The sequence below is a fragment of the Paenibacillus jilunlii genome (assembly GCF_900102965.1).
GTDB lineage: Bacteria > Bacillota > Bacilli > Paenibacillales > Paenibacillaceae > Paenibacillus_AQ > Paenibacillus_AQ jilunlii.
In genome coordinates this window covers 16,668-33,189 of sequence record NZ_FNGM01000030.1, presented here as the reverse complement: position 1 = coordinate 33,189, position 16,522 = coordinate 16,668, and the positions used below count along the sequence as shown (strand labels likewise).

At 52.7% G+C, this 16,522-nt stretch carries 15 protein-coding genes; all 15 read left to right on the top strand.

Annotated features, from left to right (window positions below):
* The first annotated feature begins 97 nt into the window (after positions 1 to 97).
* The 15 genes from spoVT (at position 98) to ftsH (ending at position 16,417) form a co-directional block, all read left to right on the top strand.
* A complete protein-coding gene (spoVT, locus tag BLQ82_RS29480; protein ID WP_062520126.1) occupies positions 98 to 640 on the top strand; it encodes a stage V sporulation protein T in 543 nt (180 codons plus the stop codon).
* Between the two features lie 144 nt (positions 641 to 784).
* The gene (locus tag BLQ82_RS29475) at positions 785 to 2,458 is read left to right on the top strand and encodes a putative polysaccharide biosynthesis protein (protein ID WP_074648809.1); all 1,674 of its coding nucleotides are present in this window, start codon (positions 785 to 787) and stop codon (positions 2,456 to 2,458) included.
* Positions 2,459 to 2,581: 123 nt separating this feature from the next.
* Positions 2,582 to 4,081, top strand: coding sequence for a bifunctional methyltransferase/pyrophosphohydrolase YabN (yabN, locus tag BLQ82_RS29470; protein ID WP_062520131.1), 1,500 nt, complete (start codon positions 2,582 to 2,584; stop codon positions 4,079 to 4,081).
* Between the two features lie 343 nt (positions 4,082 to 4,424).
* Complete coding sequence (locus BLQ82_RS29465) at positions 4,425 to 4,697, top strand: HU family DNA-binding protein (RefSeq protein ID WP_020425548.1); 273 nt, start codon at positions 4,425 to 4,427, stop codon at positions 4,695 to 4,697.
* Positions 4,697 to 4,975: an RNA-binding S4 domain-containing protein gene (locus tag BLQ82_RS29460; protein ID WP_019914474.1), complete on the top strand. Its 279-nt coding sequence runs from the start codon at positions 4,697 to 4,699 to the stop codon at positions 4,973 to 4,975. The genes BLQ82_RS29465 and BLQ82_RS29460 overlap by 1 nt, the downstream gene beginning before the upstream one ends.
* Positions 4,976 to 5,107: 132 nt before the next feature.
* A complete protein-coding gene (yabP, locus tag BLQ82_RS29455) occupies positions 5,108 to 5,392 on the top strand; it encodes a sporulation protein YabP (RefSeq protein WP_020425550.1) in 285 nt (94 codons plus the stop codon).
* Entirely contained in the window at positions 5,389 to 5,952 is a 564-nt protein-coding gene (gene yabQ / locus BLQ82_RS29450) for a spore cortex biosynthesis protein YabQ (protein ID WP_062520134.1), read from the top strand. Before yabP ends, yabQ begins: the two co-directional genes overlap by 4 nt.
* Positions 5,953 to 5,974: 22 nt before the next feature.
* Complete coding sequence (locus BLQ82_RS29445) at positions 5,975 to 6,310, top strand: FtsB family cell division protein (protein ID WP_062520138.1); 336 nt, start codon at positions 5,975 to 5,977, stop codon at positions 6,308 to 6,310.
* Between the two features lie 124 nt (positions 6,311 to 6,434).
* Positions 6,435 to 6,935 (top strand): S1 domain-containing RNA-binding protein, encoded by a 501-nt coding sequence (locus tag BLQ82_RS29440; RefSeq protein ID WP_020425553.1) that lies wholly within the window; start codon positions 6,435 to 6,437, stop codon positions 6,933 to 6,935.
* Between the two features lie 594 nt (positions 6,936 to 7,529).
* Positions 7,530 to 10,037 (top strand): stage II sporulation protein E, encoded by a 2,508-nt coding sequence (spoIIE, locus tag BLQ82_RS29435; protein WP_062520141.1) that lies wholly within the window; start codon positions 7,530 to 7,532, stop codon positions 10,035 to 10,037.
* A gap of 439 nt (positions 10,038 to 10,476) precedes the next feature.
* The gene (locus BLQ82_RS29430; RefSeq protein WP_062520144.1) at positions 10,477 to 11,223 is read left to right on the top strand and encodes a vWA domain-containing protein; all 747 of its coding nucleotides are present in this window, start codon (positions 10,477 to 10,479) and stop codon (positions 11,221 to 11,223) included.
* Positions 11,213 to 12,151, top strand: a complete 939-nt coding sequence (locus BLQ82_RS29425; RefSeq protein ID WP_062520188.1) for a serine/threonine protein kinase — start codon at positions 11,213 to 11,215, stop codon at positions 12,149 to 12,151. The genes BLQ82_RS29430 and BLQ82_RS29425 overlap by 11 nt, the downstream gene beginning before the upstream one ends.
* Before the next feature lie 74 nt (positions 12,152 to 12,225).
* Positions 12,226 to 13,680 (top strand): tRNA lysidine(34) synthetase TilS, encoded by a 1,455-nt coding sequence (tilS, locus tag BLQ82_RS29420; protein WP_062520146.1) that lies wholly within the window; start codon positions 12,226 to 12,228, stop codon positions 13,678 to 13,680.
* Between the two features lie 33 nt (positions 13,681 to 13,713).
* Positions 13,714 to 14,253, top strand: coding sequence for a hypoxanthine phosphoribosyltransferase (gene hpt / locus BLQ82_RS29415; RefSeq protein WP_020426056.1), 540 nt, complete (start codon positions 13,714 to 13,716; stop codon positions 14,251 to 14,253).
* A 109-nt stretch (positions 14,254 to 14,362) separates the two neighbouring features.
* Entirely contained in the window at positions 14,363 to 16,417 is a 2,055-nt protein-coding gene (gene ftsH, locus BLQ82_RS29410) for an ATP-dependent zinc metalloprotease FtsH (RefSeq protein ID WP_062520149.1), read from the top strand.
* Positions 16,418 to 16,522: the final 105 nt, after the last annotated feature.

Sequence of the window (16,522 nt, the reverse complement as noted above, 5' to 3'; positions counted from 1 at the left end):
CTATGGTCAGATATTACGATAAATCACTGGGATTATCCTTTCCCATAATGGACAGTAGTTGGACCAAACTTCTTATGAAAGCGGGGCAACATGTGAAATGAAAGCTACTGGAATTGTACGACGTATTGATGACCTCGGACGAGTGGTTATCCCCAAAGAAATCCGGCGCACTTTGCGTATCCGTGAAGGTGATCCACTGGAGATCTTCGTGGACCGTGACGGTGAAGTCATCCTGAAAAAGTACTCTCCGATTGGCGAGCTGGGCGATTTTGCGAAGGAGTATGCAGAATCTCTTTTTGAAGGAACAGGCCATATTACCATGATCACCGACAGAGACAGCTTCATTGCTCTGGCCGGGGGCTCCAAAAAGGATTATCTGGAGAAGCAGGTGGGTTCACTTCTTGAGAAAGTCATGGAAAACCGCAAGACGGTGCTTGAGACAAATGCAGGCAGCTATGACATTGGTAAAGACCATCCTGAAACCGTGTCCTCCTATGTGGCTGCTCCCATTATTTCGGGTGGGGACCCCATCGGCTGTGTGGTCTTGCTGAATAAGGATGACTCGGTAAAAATGGCGCAGATGGAAGTGAAAATGGCCGAGACGGCCGCAGCATTCCTTGGCAAACAAATGGAGCAGTAACGCCGGGACACTAAGGCCCCGCCTACCTTTTGAGCAAGACAGACAAAAGGAACGGCGGGGTTTTTGTCGTCCGGTGTCCATATGCGTTATAATATAGAAATTCATCCCATCATAGCAGTTGTAGCTGTAGAAGCAGGTATGTGTATGAAACTTAAGTCGCAAGGCTCCAAGCTGCTGCAAGGAGCATTTATTCTTAGTGCTGCAGCCATTCTTTCCAAGCTGATTGGCACCCTGCAAAAAATCCCGCTGCAGAATCTGGGCGGAGATGCCGTGTTCGGCATCTATAACACTGTATATCCGCTGTATACGATGCTGGTAACCGTGGCGATGCTGGGGCTTCCGTCAGCTGTATCGAAGTTCGTGGCGGAGGCCTCTGCGGGAAGAGTGGAGCAGGAAGGGCGGCGGGTTCTGAAGCTGTCCGCTATTCTGACCGCTTCCAGCGGCGTGCTGATCGGAATTCTTGTTTATGCGGGCGCACCCCTGATATCGGTATGGGTTGGCAATTCGCATGTTACCCCTGCGCTGCGCAGCAGTGCGTGGGGGCTGGCGGTTGTTCCGCTTATGGCTGCGCTGCGCGGTTACTTTCAAGGCTTGCATAACATGGTGCCTACTGCCGTTTCCCAGGTTGCCGAGCAGACGGTGCGTGTGGCGGTTATGATTGCTCTGCTGCTCTATCTGACCTCTATCCATGCAGATGCGGCAGGCATTGCCGCCGGCGCACTGCTGGGGTCAGCCGGCGGAGGTGTGGCAGGTCTGCTGATTATGCTGCTGTATCTGCAGCGGCACCGCCGCCAGGCGGAGCTTGAGCTTGCCGCTGCCTCAGAGACAGCAGGGGTACCGTCATGGACGGCAGAGCAAAGACGGCTTGACTCAGAGAACCGGAGGGAACGTATACGAATCCGGCAGCTGCTGGCTTACGGGCTTCCCGTCATGCTGGGGGCTTTGGCTGTGCCGCTCATCGGACTGGTGGATGTGTTCACGGTGCCCCGCCTGCTGTCCACCGGCGGGAGTGAGGCGGCAGCGATGGCGCAGTTCGGGATCTACAACCGCGGCCTGCCGCTGGTGCAGATCGTCACGATGCTGGCAACTTCGCTGTCTGTTGTCTTCATCCCGGCACTCGCCGAAGCCAAGTACCGGGGCGACCTTGGGCTGATCCAGACCCGCTGCAGCCTGTCGCTGCGCTGGTTCTGGCTGCTGGGCCTGGCCGCCTCCGCAGGCCTGGCTGTGCTTGCGGAGCCGGTCAACATCGCGCTCTACGGCGACGCCTCCGGCAGCAGCACGATGGTCTGGCTGGCCTTCACCGCCGCCGGCGGCACGGTCAGCATCATCTCGGCTGCGCTGCTGCAGGGCCTCGGCGCCGTGCGCGCGCCGGCGCTGCACCTCCTGGCCGCCGCGCTGCTTAAGGCGGCCCTCAACCTGCTGCTGGTGCCGCAGCAGGGCATTACCGGCGCGGCCATCGCCAGCGTGGCCGCGCACGGGTTCGCAGCAGCGCTGAACGTGCTGCTGCTGCACCGCCAGGGCCATCTGCGGCTGCGCCTCGCAGATGCCCTGCTGCGGCCCGCGCTGCTGCTGGCGGGCCTGGCCCTGGCCGCCGCCGCCGTGAGCTGCGGCACCGGCGCTGCGGCAGATGCCGCGGGCCTTGGCGGCAGCCGCACCGCGGCCCTGGCGCAGAGCCTGCTCGGCGTGCTCGCAGGCTGCGCCGTCTTCGCTATTGGCGCGGTAGCCTTGCGCCTGCTCAGCGAGAGCGAACTGCGCCAGCTGCCGGGCTTTGGCCCTAAGCTGGCGGACAAACTCAAAAAGCTGCGGCTGCTACCCTGAGAACCAGCCGCCAGCCTAGGCATGGCTTCCGGTTAGCGCCTCCGGATATTCCCGTTATTAAGCAATACATAGAGCGGTCACCCGCTAAGAGGGCAGCGGCCGCCTGGAAGGAGTAGAAAACGCATGAGTGCAACACTAACCGTAGTCGGGCTTGGCTCGGGAAATCCCGACCGGCTGACGCTGGGGATTATCAAAAAGCTGAAAGCAGCATCTGCCGTTTACGTGCGGACCGCTGAGCATCCGGTGATGAAGGCGCTGGAAGAGCTTGAGATTGCTTCACAGTCCTTTGACTACCTGTATGAATCGCTGTCTTCCTTTCCTGAAGTATATGAGGCGATCACAGCGAAATTAATCGAAGAAGCGGCCTGTTTGCCGGATGGCACGGAAATTGTTTATGCCGTTCCGGGGCACCCCATGGTTGCCGAATCAGCCGTTTCCCTGCTGCGGGGGCGCTGCCCCGAAACGGGAATCAAGCTGGAGATTCTCGGCGGTGAGAGTTTCCTGGATGAGGCGTTTGTGCGTCTTGGCTTTGATCCGATCGAGGGTTTTCAGCTTCTGGATGCTTCCGGCATCCGCAGCTCCCAGCTTCAGCCCGAGCTGCATACGCTGATCGGCCAGGTGTATGACAGCTTTACTGCATCGGAGACCAAGCTCTGCCTGATGGAGCTGTATCCGCCGGAGTATGAAGTCATTGTAGGCCATGCGCTTGGGGTGGAGGGCGAAGAGCAGATTGACCGTGTACCGCTCTTCGAGCTGGACCGGCTGACGGGCTATGGTAATCTGTCACTGGTATACGTTCCGGCGAACCGAGCGGAGACGGCAAGACGGCGCAGCTTTGCCCGTCTGCATGAAATTGTTGATATTCTGCGCAGTCCGGAGGGCTGCCCCTGGGACCGCGAGCAGACCCATGAATCCCTCCGCAAGAATCTCATAGAGGAAACCTATGAAGTGCTTGAAACGATTGATGAGGATGATCCGGATCATATGAAGGAGGAGCTTGGCGACCTGCTGCTTCAGATTATGCTCCATGCCCAGATGGAAGAGGAGCTTGGGACCTTTAATGTCTACGACGTCATTGAAGGTCTGAATGACAAGCTGATCTTCCGCCATCCGCATGTGTTCGGGGACACCGAAGCCGGCAATGCCGAGGAGGCGCTGAAGAACTGGGAGGGAATGAAGGCTGAAGAGAAGCGGCGCAAGGGGTTGAAACCCGAAGCGGAGTCTGCGCTCAGCGGCGTGCCCCGTGACCTTCCGGCGCTGATGAAAGCTTACAAGCTCCAGAAGAAGGCCTCCAAGGTAGGTTTCGATTGGGATAATGTGCGCGACGTTCTGGCCAAAATCCGTGAGGAGGCAGACGAGCTGCAGGAAGCGATCGAGAACGGTGCTTCAGCGGAGGAGCAGATGCTGGAGCTGGGAGATCTGTTGTTTGCAGCAGCCAATGCCGCCCGTTTTATCGACGCAGATCCCGAAGAAGCGCTTGCCCGCACCAACCGCAAGTTTGTTTCCCGGTTTCAATATATCGAGCAGAGGCTGCTGAGCCAGGGGACAAAAATTCAGGACAGCAGTCTGGAACAGATGGAAGCTCTCTGGCAGGAAGCCAAATTGGAGGAACGGAAGCTGTAGAAGCAGCAGCAGTCCGCTGCACCTCCGGTGGCTGGTTCAAGCTAGCAGGAAGAAAATTTAATAGAGCTCCTGTTCATCTGGTATAGCGGGCCTGCAAAGCGGCAATGCTGTGAATGCGCGCGAATCTCTGATTTAAACGGCAAAGAGAAGTTTATAGTTTTATAGTGCTGTTAAGTCCGTTTTTTTCCGGTGAGAGCTGTTTTTTTGAAAAAATCGGCGATTCATGGCAGGAATTCGGGTTGGCATCAAGAATATCATAAAGACGAAATGACGATTGCGGCAGAACCCTGCGGCACTATCGCGTTTCATTTATTTTTTTGTATCCTAGGAGGAACTTCAAATTATGAACAAGACAGATTTGGTTAACAACATTTCCGAAAAAAGCGGATTGGCAAAAAAAGATGTGGAAACCGTATTGAACGGAGTGCTGGGTGAAATTACCGATGCACTGGCACAAGGCGACAAAGTGCAGCTGATCGGATTCGGCACTTTTGAAACCCGCAAACGTTCCGGCCGCTCGGGCCGCAACCCGCAAACGGGCACACCGATTGAAATTCCTGAATCCACTGTACCGGCCTTCAAGGCTGGCAACAAGCTTAAAGAAGCCGTTAATTAATGCGTCTTGATAAATTCCTGAAAGTTTCCCGTTTGATCAAGCGCCGTACAGTGGCCAAGGATGTGTCCGAACAAGGCCGGGTACTGATCAACGGGCGGGAATCGAAACCAAGCAGCACGGTAAAGATCGGTGACGAGATTACCGTACAATTCGGTCAGAAGCTTGTAACGGTCAAAGTGGAAAAGCTGGTCGAGACGACCCGCAAGGACGAGGCTGCCGGCATGTATACCCTGCTCCGTGAAGAGCCTGTTGCCAAAAGCAGCGGTCTAGACTGGTAAACGGATTTGTAAGATTACTGAGAAAAGCGCAGCTCTGCATTCACGTAGAGCCTGCGCTTTTTTTGCTGCTGCGGCTGTTCTATAAACGCTCCCTTCCCCATAGATTAGAAACAAGAAGGAGGGGTACATGCTATGATCGAGCCAGCAAAGGTCAATAAACAGCACGATTTGCACATGCACAGCCGCAAGCAGCTTGAACTTACCGGTGTGCAGAATGTGGAAAGCTTCGACAGCGAAGAGTTTCTGCTCCGTACGGAACTTGGCCATCTCACCATTCGCGGGAATCATTTACATATCAAGAATTTAAGTCTGGAGAATGGCTTATTGTCCCTGGAAGGCAATGTGCATTCCCTGATTTATCTGGATCCCGGAGCGCAAGGCAAAAATAAAGGAATACTCGGCAAGCTGTTCAAATGAATCCAGCAGTTCAGTGGGTGACCCTGTTCTATATGATGCTGGCCGGTACAGCCATGGGACTGGCCTATGACAGCTACCGGGTGCTGTCGCTGAAATTGAGCTTTCCCAAGTGGTTGAATGCGCTGCTGGATTTGCTGTACTGGCTCTGGGCAGCGCTGCTGGTCTTTCGCATGCTTTATGCCGGAAATCAGGGACAATTGAGGTTTTATGTCTTTGTAGGGCTGTTTCTGGGTGTATGGATCTATTTTTTAATCTTCAGTGTTACGGTGCGGCGATTTGTGGTAATGTTAATTCAGTCGGTTCAGTATGCGTGCAGACTGCTATGGAGAGTTATAGAAGTGCTTATTGGTGTTCCACTGCGCTGGTTATGGCGCCTCTTGAGAGGCATATTCCGGCTGCTGGGCCGCATCCTTTTATTTATTCTGAAGCTGCTGCTGCGTCTAACGAAGCCGATTTGGGTATTTCCTGTAAGATGGATCTCACCTTATGCTTCCCGGCTCTATCATAGCGCCTGGATCACGAGATTCATGGCATGGATACACACCAAACGGAAACACTGATCTTGTACTGGAGGAACGCTGCATGAACAGATTCTCTGCGGAAGAGAAGGAGAATAACCACAAAGCTTCGGCCGCAGGTGCGAAGAGAAGAAGAGTCATATGGACACTCGTCGTCGCGGTGTTTTTCGGCTGGGCGGGTTATATTTTCTTTGCCCAGAGTGCGGTGATTGCGGATAAGAGTGAACGGCTCGCCCAGAAACAGGAAAGCCATAAGACGGTTACGACTTCCCTGAATCAACTGAAATATGAAGTCTCCCGCCTGAAAGATGATGAGTATATCGGACAATTAGCCCGTAAATGGTACAATATGTATCCGCCAGGCGAAACACCTATTCGTACAGAGCAATCAGGGGAATAAAGCAGGCTAAAAGGGGCTTTCGCTGTGTTGCCTTGATTTGTTCTTTACTGTATAATCAAATCACCGCAGACTGGATGGACTTTATATTCGTCTGTATATTTTTAAGGGAGGATCATTTTATTCTATGGCAATTGAAGTGGGCACCAAGTTAGAGGGCAAGGTGACAGGCATCACGCATTTCGGAGCATTTGTGGATCTGTCAGGAGGTGTCACAGGTCTCGTTCACATCTCGGAAATCGCCGATAACTACGTCAAGGATGTTAACGATCATTTGAAGATTGCTGATGTGGTAACCGTCAAAGTGATTAATGTTGACAAGGACGGCAAGATCGGACTTTCCATCAAGCAGGCCGTAGATAAGCCGGCATCGGAAGTACGTCCCCCCAGAGCTCCAAGACCTGAACGTCCAAGCGGTGGAGACCGTTTCGGCGGCGGTGGCGGCAGTGGTGGAGGCGGCGGTGGTTACAATCGTGAACGGGGAGGGCGTCCATTCAAGCCTGCAGCCGGTAAACCTTCATTCGAGGATAAAATGTCACGCTTCCTGAAAGACAGCGAAGAACGGATATCTTCGATCAAGAAGAACACAGAAGGAAAGCGCGGAGGCCGTGGAGCCAAGCGCGTATAATTTGAATACCTGCACATCATTAATAACCGCCGGGGGCAGAATGCCCTTTGCGGTTTTTTTGTACTACAGGAAATTATGTGTAGAGATGGGTTCATTGATCTCACTTTTTCCAACATAGGCCCGGAGGGCAGTGTGCCCGAGCAAATTAGTGATCTTTTTTCCACTTGGAATTACCGCAGGATGCATGAAGTGTCCTCCAGGCAACGCTACATTCAAATCGAATACAGCGATGTTATTCAGTGGAGGGCAGCGTAACCGTTTCTACTTGTGCTTATCGGTCAGCCTTCACTTTGTGGCGGATTTTTTTGTCGGCTGAAAACAAATTGCCGACAGCATCCTAGCCATTTTCACATAACTCCAGAGCAATCGCTGACGAATAGCTGCAGCCGCAAGACCTGTAGAAGTGGTAATTGTTTCCACAACGGGCCGCCAACCGGCTGTCCCGCAAGGGCTGCGCAAGCTTTTCCACGGAATGTCGGGACAGGCTTTTTTGTCGGAAATTTCTTGCAGACTGCTCTCTGTTTCTGACAAACTTTCTTAAGACCCCCGCTATATAATGGGAACCATAAATTCTAAAACGGGTGGTGTAGAGAAATGAGTAAAAGCAATGTGGTGAATTTGCCGGAGTGGACAAGAGCTGGAAGCAATGACAAGGGTCAGAAGGATAGCTGGGGTGAACGCGCTAAAGCGTGGAGTCTGAAGCAGCCGGTGATCCAGTTTTTCATAGTGAAAAAATGGACGCTGCTGCTAAGTCTTATGGGCTTTCTGCTGGGCCGTGCGATGATACTGGACGAGCTGTCCCCCTTTGCAGCAGCTTATTTTGCCGTTATTGTATTTATGCGCAGAGATTCCATATTGCCTGTAGCCGCCGCAATTATTCTCGGAAGCCTTTTCACTCCATTCCCCGGTGCTGCAATGGTTGCCGCCGAACTCATTATCTTTTTCCTGATTTATAAAGGGCTGGAGAGCTTTCAAAAAGTAGAGCTTTCCTACGCACCGCTGATGGTGTTTGTCTCATCCTTTATGGCAGGTTTATTCAAGACTGTGATGGGACCTTCGATTACATGGTATTCGCTGATGATGGTCACGCTTGATGCTCTGCTCGGATTTGTGCTCACTCTTGTATTTTTGCAGGCGCTTCCGATCTTTACCTATAAGCAGAAAAGCAGGGCGCTGCGCAATGATGAAGTGCTTTGTCTGATTATTTTGCTGGCTTCAGTAATGACTGGCCTTGTCGGCTGGAGTGTCAATGGGCTGTCCCTTGAGCATATCCTATCCCGTTTTCTGATTTTGATTTTTGCCCTGGCCGGAGGCGCTCCGCTCGGTGCCGCCGTCGGTGTGGTGACCGGACTGATCCTCAGCCTCGCGGATATCGGGGCCATCTATCAGATGAGCCTCCTTGCGTTCTCCGGAATGCTGGCAGGCATGATGCAATCTGGACGCAAAGGCGCGGTATCCATCGGAATGCTGCTGGGGTCAACGATTCTGTCCGTCTATTTTCTTGGTCCGGGTGATGTGATGGCCTCCACTTGGGAAACCTGTGCAGCCGTAGTGTTGTTTCTTCTTACACCTAAAGGGATGATTTCTGCCATTGCCAAATATGTGCCGGGCACGCCTGACCATAGCCGCTCTCAGCATGAATATGCCAGAAGAGTCAGAGATATTACAGCTGACCGGGTAACCCAGTTTTCCCAGGTGTTCCGGCAGCTGTCGAGCAGCTTCGGCCAGATTCCCCGTGCCGGAGAAGCGGGCAAGTCGGACCGTGAAATGGAGGATTTTATGAATACCGTGACGGAAGGAGCCTGCTCGGGCTGCATCCGGCGCACACATTGCTGGGACGCCAAGTTCTATCAGACTTACCGCTATATGACCGATATGATGACAACCGTGGAGGAATGCCCGGATATCACCGCTGCCCAGCTTCCGCCGGAATGGAGCCGGATCTGCGGCAAAACCGGGGAAGTGCTGGAAGTGATGAAAGGCCAATATGAGCTATACCAGCATGATATGCGCTGGAAGAGACAAATATACGACAGCCGCCAATTTGTTGCCGAACAGCTGTCAGGGGTTTCCCAGGTAATGGAGGACCTGGCCAATGAAATCAAGCGTGAAGGCCAGGCGATGTACCGCCAGGAGGGCCAGATCCGTGAGGCGCTGGAGCAGCTGGGCTTGTCCATCCACAGTATTGAAATCCTGAGTCTGGACCCTGGTCGGGTAGAGATTGAAGTGGTTCATGCCTATACCCGCGGCTTCGACGAATGCCGCAAGATGATTGCTCCGCTGCTCTCTGACATTCTGGAAGAGAATATTGCCGTAGTGACCGAAACGGCAGTTCATCCCCGGGAGGGACTGTCGATGGTGACCTTCGGCTCAGCCAAAGCCTATGAGGTCAATACCGGAGTCGCCGGGGCAGCCAAAGGCGGGGATATGCTGTCGGGAGACAGCTTCAGTACCGTTGAACTTGGCAACGGAACCTTTGCGGTTTCCATTAGTGACGGAATGGGCAATGGGGAGCGGGCCCGTATGGAGAGCAGCGCGGCGCTGGGAATGCTGGAAAAGCTGCTGCAGTCCGGAATGGACGAGAAACTGGCTGTTAAATCCGTCAATTCTATACTGCTTCTGCGTTCTCCGGACGAATTCTATGCGACCGTGGACATGGCGCTGATCGACCAGTATTCGGCACAGACTACATTTATGAAAATTGCCTCGGCTCCCAGCTTCATCCGGCGCGGCAGTGAGGTTATTCCGGTCACGGCCAGCAATCTGCCGATTGGAATCATCAAGGAGATAGAGGTTGATCTCGTCAGCATGCAGCTGCGTCCAGGAGATATTCTAATCATGATGACAGATGGTATTTACGATGCGCCCGGATATGCCGTTAATAAAGAGATATGGATGAAACGTTTAATCCAGGAGCTTGAAGGTGATGATCCCCAGGAACTGGCGGATAACCTGCTGGAGAAGGTTATCCGGTATCAGGGCAATGAGATACATGATGACATGACGATCGTGGTCAGCCGTCTGGATCACTTCCATCCCGAATGGTCCAGCCTGCATCTGCCCGGCATTGGCCGGATGGAGCGCCCGCGCACCGTGAGCTAATCTATCATTTAACTGACGCTGCTGCCTGCGGCTATAGCCTCCGGGGGTTTCTCTGCCTCCCCCAGGCAATAATAACGAATCTCTGCATCTGCAATATTTAGGAGGCGATACCAACCCCTAAGCGTTTTTTTGTCTCTCTTCTGTTTCATAGGCCGCTGATTCAGCGGTGCTTCTTTCAGATTGACAACATAATGTGAATTAAAGGAACGGAGAGGAGGTTTGGAACTGTAGAAGCGTCAGCGTTCGCCTTTGTCCCCGGATTTGCACCGTATAAACTATTCAATAAATCCGGGGACAACAGCGATCGGAAGTCCAAACAATCCTCGTAGTTCCCCTTATTCACGGCTTATTTTATTCTGAAATTCCCGCAAAGCGGCGTTTGAAATCTCTCTACCTTGGATATGCTAGAAACATATACAAGGAAGGGGAGTGGTCGGTTATGAAGCAAATCCTGCTTATTACTGATGGGTGTTCGAACGTAGGGGAGAGTCCGGTGATGGCCGCGGCGCATGCCCGCCAGGAGGGAATCACCGTCAATGTGGTCGGTGTTGTCGATTATGGAACCATCGGAGAGCTGGGCAGCCGGGAGATTGCGGATATTGCCAAAGCCGGCGGAGGAATCAGCCGGATCGTCGGAACGCCGCAGCTGGCACAGACGATTCAGATGATGACCCGCAAGACGGTGGTTCAGACGATTCAGCAGGCGGTTAATAAAGAGGTAAAAAAAATTCTTGGTGAAGGCTCGCTGGAAGAGCTGCCTCCACTGCAGCGTTCGCAGGTGGTTACAGTTGTCGATGAGCTGACCGAGACCACTCCGCTGCGCATCGCACTGCTCATTGACGCCAGTGCGAGCATGAAGCCGAAGCTGGGCGCTGTAGAAGATGCGATCCGTGATCTGGCGCTTAGCCTGGAGGCGCGGGAGGGCAAAAGCGAAATTGCTGTTTTCCATTTTCCAGGACGCTCCAGCAGTGAGGAGGCCATGCTCGATCTGGACTGGACACACAATGTGTCGCAGGTCCGTTCGTTGTTCTCCAAGCTGAAGATGCGCGGAGCTACGCCTACTGGACCAGCCATTTTCAAGGTGCTTGAGCATTACCGTTATGATACACTGGATGAACAGCGTGAACGTCCGACAGATGACGGTTACGATGAAAAAGAAGGGATGATTGGTGGGTATGTTGTCTAATCCGCCCTATCCTGCCGGCACGGTAATCAGCGGCAAATGGCGGGGGAACCGTTATGTCGTGGAGCGTATGCTGGGAAGAGGAGCGAATGGAACCGTATATCTCGTGCAGCGTCAAGGCAGACGGGAGCGCTATGCACTCAAGATCGGCAACGATACCCTTGAGCTGCAATCGGAAATCAATGTGCTGACCAGCCTGCAATCCAGCAGGAAGCGGAGAGAGCACCGGGCACACCGTGAATCCGCATTGTCCTCCTATTTACTCGAATCCGATGATTTTAAGGAAGACGACAGCGTGCCGTTTTATGTGATGCGTTACGTAGAAGGCCGGCCGCTGCATCATTTTTTGGCCAAAAACGGCGCTTCCTGGCTTGGGCTGGTGGGCCTCAAGCTGCTGGAGAAACTCCGGAACCTGCATGAGTGCGGTTTTGTGTTCGGAGATTTGAAGCCGGAGAATGTACTGGTCTCCAATTATGGAGAGGCTGAGCTGATCGATTACGGCGGTGCCAGCCCGCTGGGCCGCAGTGTGAAGCAATTCACCGAATGGCACGACCGCGGTTACTGGAATGCCGGAAGCCGCACGGGGGATGAGAATTACGATCTTTTTGCTTTTGCTGTCCTGTGTCTGCGGCTGCTTAATGAAGAGGGCTTAAAGGCCGCCGCAGCGCAGCTTCCGCAGACCCGCAGCGCAGACGAACTGGTGAAGTTGGCCAGAAGCCTGCCTGACAAGAAGCTCTCCTCCTGGCTGTGTTTGGCCCTGAAAGGCGGATTTCCGGGAAGTGCAGCGGCAACGGAAGCCTGGAAGACTCATATATACAGCACAAGAAAACCGGGAAAGGAAACAATGGCGACACCGGGTTGGCTAAAAAGTGCGTTTGCGCTATCCTTATTTGTGCTGGTCTTTACGATTTATTACGTATTCCGTTTTTGAAATCATACATACTATAGGTGAAACTGGACGGTTGGTCCGGCGCTGGCCTATTGACCGGGTAGAAAGGGAGCCGTATGGAGCAAATGAATGAACTGGTGGAATCCGTATTGGAGTCTGCAGCCGAGCATGGACTGTGGTCGCCCCATGACACCATTGTAGTCGCAGTTTCCGGGGGGCCGGACTCTGTGGCTCTTTTGCATATCCTGCATGAAATTTCCCTGAACCGCATGCCGCTGACTTTAATATGCGCCCATGTGAATCATGGGTTTAGACCCGAGTCGGTGGAGGAAGCCGAATCGGTCCGTGCAATGGCCGGGAGGCTTGGACTTCCCTTTGAGCTGGCGGAGTTTGATATTCCCTCACTCGTCAAAGAGAGCGGCCTTGGGCCCGAGGGGGCAGCACGGGAAAAACGGTACCAGTTTCTCATCGACACTGCGCACCGCTACGCTGCCCGTTCGGTGGCCCTTGCGCATCATGCAGACGATCAGGCGGAGACTGTGCTGATGCGCTTGCTCCGAGGGAGCGGCCCTTCGGGCCTGGCGGGAATGCGCTGGAAACGCACCGAAAAAAAGGTGGAACTGATCCGGCCCTTCCTGCGTATTAACAAAACAGCTCTTGTCAGCCTGTGCCGGCAGGAGGGCTTGCCATACGCCGAGGACGCCAGTAATTTAATGACAGAATATAGACGCAATGCGGTCCGGCTGAAGCTGATTCCGGCGCTTGAAGCGTATAATCCGCAAGTGAGGCAATCGCTTCTGCAATTGTCCGAGATTATCCAGGCGGAAGATGAATATATGGAGGCGGCGGCGGAAAAATACTTTAATGAACTCGTTTTGGTCGAACCTGGAAAATACACCATGCAGAGAGCATTATTTACGGCCATACCCTCCGCTTTACAACGGCGTTTGATTAAACTAATATTAAATTATCTGTCGGCGGATTCATCGAGCTTGGATTTCCCCAAGATTGAAGCGGTACGCCGGGGAACGCTGCAGGATTATCCTACTGTATGGAGTTTGAATATGGGAGGAGGTCTGATCTGCATGCGGCAATATGATACCATTGTGTTCTCGTCCAAGCTTCCGCAGCAGCAATTAAGCTATACATATCGGCTGTCTTTGCCTCATCCCCGGATTGAAATTAAGGAGATAGGAAAAGTTTTGACGATGTCGGTGCTGGAGAGAGAAAATTTTACTGTACTGGGGGAGGACTCTGGGAAAATGTTGGCGTGGTTTGACAGCGGAGAGCTGGTTCTGCCACTTACCATCCGTTCCCGATTGCCTGGAGATACCATAAGGGTTATGGGATTAAACGGAAGCAAAAAGGTAAAAGATATTTACATTGATGAGAAAATACCTTCTTCCGAACGCGCTGCGATTCCCCTCGTTTGTGATGATTTGGGCAATATCGTCTGGATTCCGGGCGTAAGGCGCTCGATGCATGCCGCAGTAGGGCGGCACACGGCCTCGGTTCTTCTGTTGTCTCTGGAGGATATGGAGAAGAGCGAAGAAGCGTTATGGCCGAAGTAAGTCTTTCATAGTATAACTTAGGAGGTTCGCAAGTTGCAGAACGATATTCAGGAAATCTTGATCAGCGAAGAGGAAATTCAACAAAGAATCAGGGAGCTCGGCGCCCAGCTGAGTACAGAATATGCAGGACGCACGCCACTCGTCATTTGTGTGCTGAAAGGCGCATTTATTTTTATGGCGGATCTGGTCAAAGTGATTACAGTCCCTGTGGAAATGGATTTTATGGCTGTATCCAGCTACGGAGCATCCACCAAATCTTCAGGCGTAGTCAAAATCATCAAGGATTTGGACGCTTCCGTTGAAGGACGCGATGTTCTGATTGTGGAGGACATCATTGACAGCGGGCTTACGCTCAGCTATTTGATTGAAATGCTGCAGGGCCGCAATGCCGCTTCAGTTACTGTGGTTACCCTGTTCGACAAACCAGCAGGACGCACGGTTAATCTGGAAGCCGCTTATACCGGATTTGTCATTCCGGATGAATTTGTCGTAGGTTATGGACTCGATTATGCCGAGCAGTATCGGAACCTCCCTTACGTCGGTGTACTGAAGCCTGAAATTTATTCCAAATGAGCTAATCGACAGCCTTAGATCTACGGATCCGACCCCTGGCCTCTGACAATTTGAGGAGCCCGGGCAGGCTATGGTACAATAACTTGAGCGTTGTGAGAGGAGGTAGGGGATGAATCGGTTCATCCGGAATTCTGGTTTTTATTTGATTTTATTTTTAGTCGTGGTGGGCATTGTCCAGTTTGTAAGCAATGGAAATGAATCCGCCGATTTCCCTAGATACGATGAGTTAAGACAGGAGATCAAGAATAACAATGTGAAGAGCATGACGATTCAGTTCGAAGGCAATGCTTTTGCCGTAACCGGCGAATACAAGCAGCAGCCTGCAGATGCTAAATCGAAAAACTTCTCCACTTTTGTTCCTCCTACAGATGAAGCTCTTAACGAACTCATAGATGCCAGTGATACTAACGGCATAGAGTTGTCGCAGAAGAAAATGGAGGGTGACAGCATTTGGCTGACGTTCCTCTCCTCCATTATTCCGCTGGTTATCATGTTCATCCTGTTCTTCTTCCTGTTCAATCAGGCCCAGGGTGGCGGCGGCAAGGTCATGAATTTCGGCAAGAGCAAGGCACGGTTATATAATGAAGAGAAGAAGAAAATCAGCTTCGAGGATGTGGCAGGGGCCGACGAAGAGAAGCAGGAGCTTGTCGAAGTTGTTGAATTCCTGAAAGATCCGCGTAAGTTCGCAGCCGTAGGCGCCCGTATTCCTAAAGGTGTGCTTCTCGTAGGCCCTCCAGGTACAGGTAAAACCCTGCTGGCCCGTGCGGTAGCCGGCGAAGCCGGTGTTCCGTTCTTCAGCATCTCCGGTTCCGACTTCGTGGAAATGTTCGTCGGTGTCGGTGCATCCCGTGTGCGTGATTTGTTCGAGAATGCAAAGAAGAATGCACCTTGTATCATCTTTATCGATGAGATCGATGCTGTCGGACGTCAGCGCGGCGCCGGACTTGGCGGCGGACATGACGAACGTGAGCAGACCCTTAACCAATTGCTCGTTGAAATGGACGGCTTTGGCGGCAATGAAGGTATTATTATCGTTGCGGCTACCAACCGCGCAGACATTCTTGATCCGGCGCTGCTTCGTCCGGGACGTTTTGACCGTCAAATTACGGTTGACCGTCCGGATGTCAAAGGCCGTGAAGCTGTACTGAAGGTTCACTCCCGCAATAAACCGCTGACGAAGGACGTCAGACTTGACGTTATCGCCAAGCGTACTACCGGTTTCACCGGTGCTGATTTGGAGAACCTGCTGAATGAAGCAGCCCTCCTCGCTGCACGCCGCAACCGCAAGGATATTTCCATGACGGAAGTGGATGAGGCCATTGACCGGGTGATTGTAGGTACCGAGAAACGCAGCCGTGTCATCAGCGAACGCGAGAAGCGCATCGTGGCTTACCACGAAGCGGGCCATACGATTGTCGGCTATTTCCTGGAACATGCAGATATGGTACACAAGGTTACCATCATCCCGCGCGGCCGCGCAGGCGGATATGTAATTATGCTTCCAAAGGAAGACCGGATGCTTGTCACCAAGCAGGAATTGCTTGATAAAGTAACCGGGCTGCTCGGCGGACGTGTCGCTGAAGAACTATTCATCGGCGAGATCGGTACAGGCGCATACAGTGACTTCCAGCAGGCTACACGGATTGTACGGAGCATGATCATGGAATACGGTATGAGTGATAAACTGGGACCTATGCAGTTCGGTACTTCCCAAGGCCAGGTGTTCCTGGGCCGGGATATCGGACATGAGCAGAATTACAGTGACTCCATCGCTTATGAAATCGACCAGGAAATGCAGAACTTTATCCGCAGCAGTTATGAACGCTGCAAAGAGCTGCTGACCAAGTACTCCAAAGAAATGCATCTGATTGCCAACACGCTGCTTGAGAAGGAAACGCTGGAGCTGGATCAGATCAAAGAACTGATTGAGCAAGGCTACCTGACTGAAGACGGCAAACCTGAGGATGCTGCAGGTGTAACTCACGAAGAAGGCGAGCCTGTCATCGATTCCATCGGTGATGTGCGTGTCCGGATTCAAGGCAAAACAGATGACACTTCATCCACGATCGGGGACTTGTCCAAGGATATTCCGAACAACCCGGACCCAGCGGATGGAAATGATTCTAATAACGGCAATAAAGACGGCGGCGGCAACCTAGTCTAATTGTCACCTGAACTGAATGTTTCTAGATATGATCCGGAGATGCCTTAGGGTTCTCCGGATTTTTTTGTCCCGCAGACAGTCTGGAGTCCCTCTGCCGAAGGCTTG

Bases quoted from the DNA above. Each gene is read 5' to 3' on its own strand.
- BLQ82_RS29425 (WP_062520188.1), top strand. From the start codon at position 11,213: ATGTTGTCTAATCCGCCCTATCCTGCCGGCACGGTAATCAGCGGCAAA.
- yabP (WP_020425550.1), top strand. From the start codon at position 5,108: ATGATCGAGCCAGCAAAGGTCAATAAACAGCACGATTTGCACATGCAC.
- BLQ82_RS29465 (WP_020425548.1), top strand. From the start codon at position 4,425: ATGAACAAGACAGATTTGGTTAACAACATTTCCGAAAAAAGCGGATTG.
- BLQ82_RS29475 (WP_074648809.1), top strand. From the start codon at position 785: ATGAAACTTAAGTCGCAAGGCTCCAAGCTGCTGCAAGGAGCATTTATT.
- BLQ82_RS29460 (WP_019914474.1), top strand. From the start codon at position 4,697: ATGCGTCTTGATAAATTCCTGAAAGTTTCCCGTTTGATCAAGCGCCGT.
- BLQ82_RS29445 (WP_062520138.1), top strand. From the start codon at position 5,975: ATGAACAGATTCTCTGCGGAAGAGAAGGAGAATAACCACAAAGCTTCG.
- spoIIE (WP_062520141.1), top strand. From the start codon at position 7,530: ATGAGTAAAAGCAATGTGGTGAATTTGCCGGAGTGGACAAGAGCTGGA.
- tilS (WP_062520146.1), top strand. From the start codon at position 12,226: ATGGAGCAAATGAATGAACTGGTGGAATCCGTATTGGAGTCTGCAGCC.
- yabN (WP_062520131.1), top strand. From the start codon at position 2,582: ATGAGTGCAACACTAACCGTAGTCGGGCTTGGCTCGGGAAATCCCGAC.
- ftsH (WP_062520149.1), top strand. From the start codon at position 14,363: ATGAATCGGTTCATCCGGAATTCTGGTTTTTATTTGATTTTATTTTTA.
- yabQ (WP_062520134.1), top strand. From the start codon at position 5,389: ATGAATCCAGCAGTTCAGTGGGTGACCCTGTTCTATATGATGCTGGCC.
- spoVT (WP_062520126.1), top strand. From the start codon at position 98: ATGAAAGCTACTGGAATTGTACGACGTATTGATGACCTCGGACGAGTG.
- BLQ82_RS29440 (WP_020425553.1), top strand. From the start codon at position 6,435: ATGGCAATTGAAGTGGGCACCAAGTTAGAGGGCAAGGTGACAGGCATC.
- BLQ82_RS29430 (WP_062520144.1), top strand. From the start codon at position 10,477: ATGAAGCAAATCCTGCTTATTACTGATGGGTGTTCGAACGTAGGGGAG.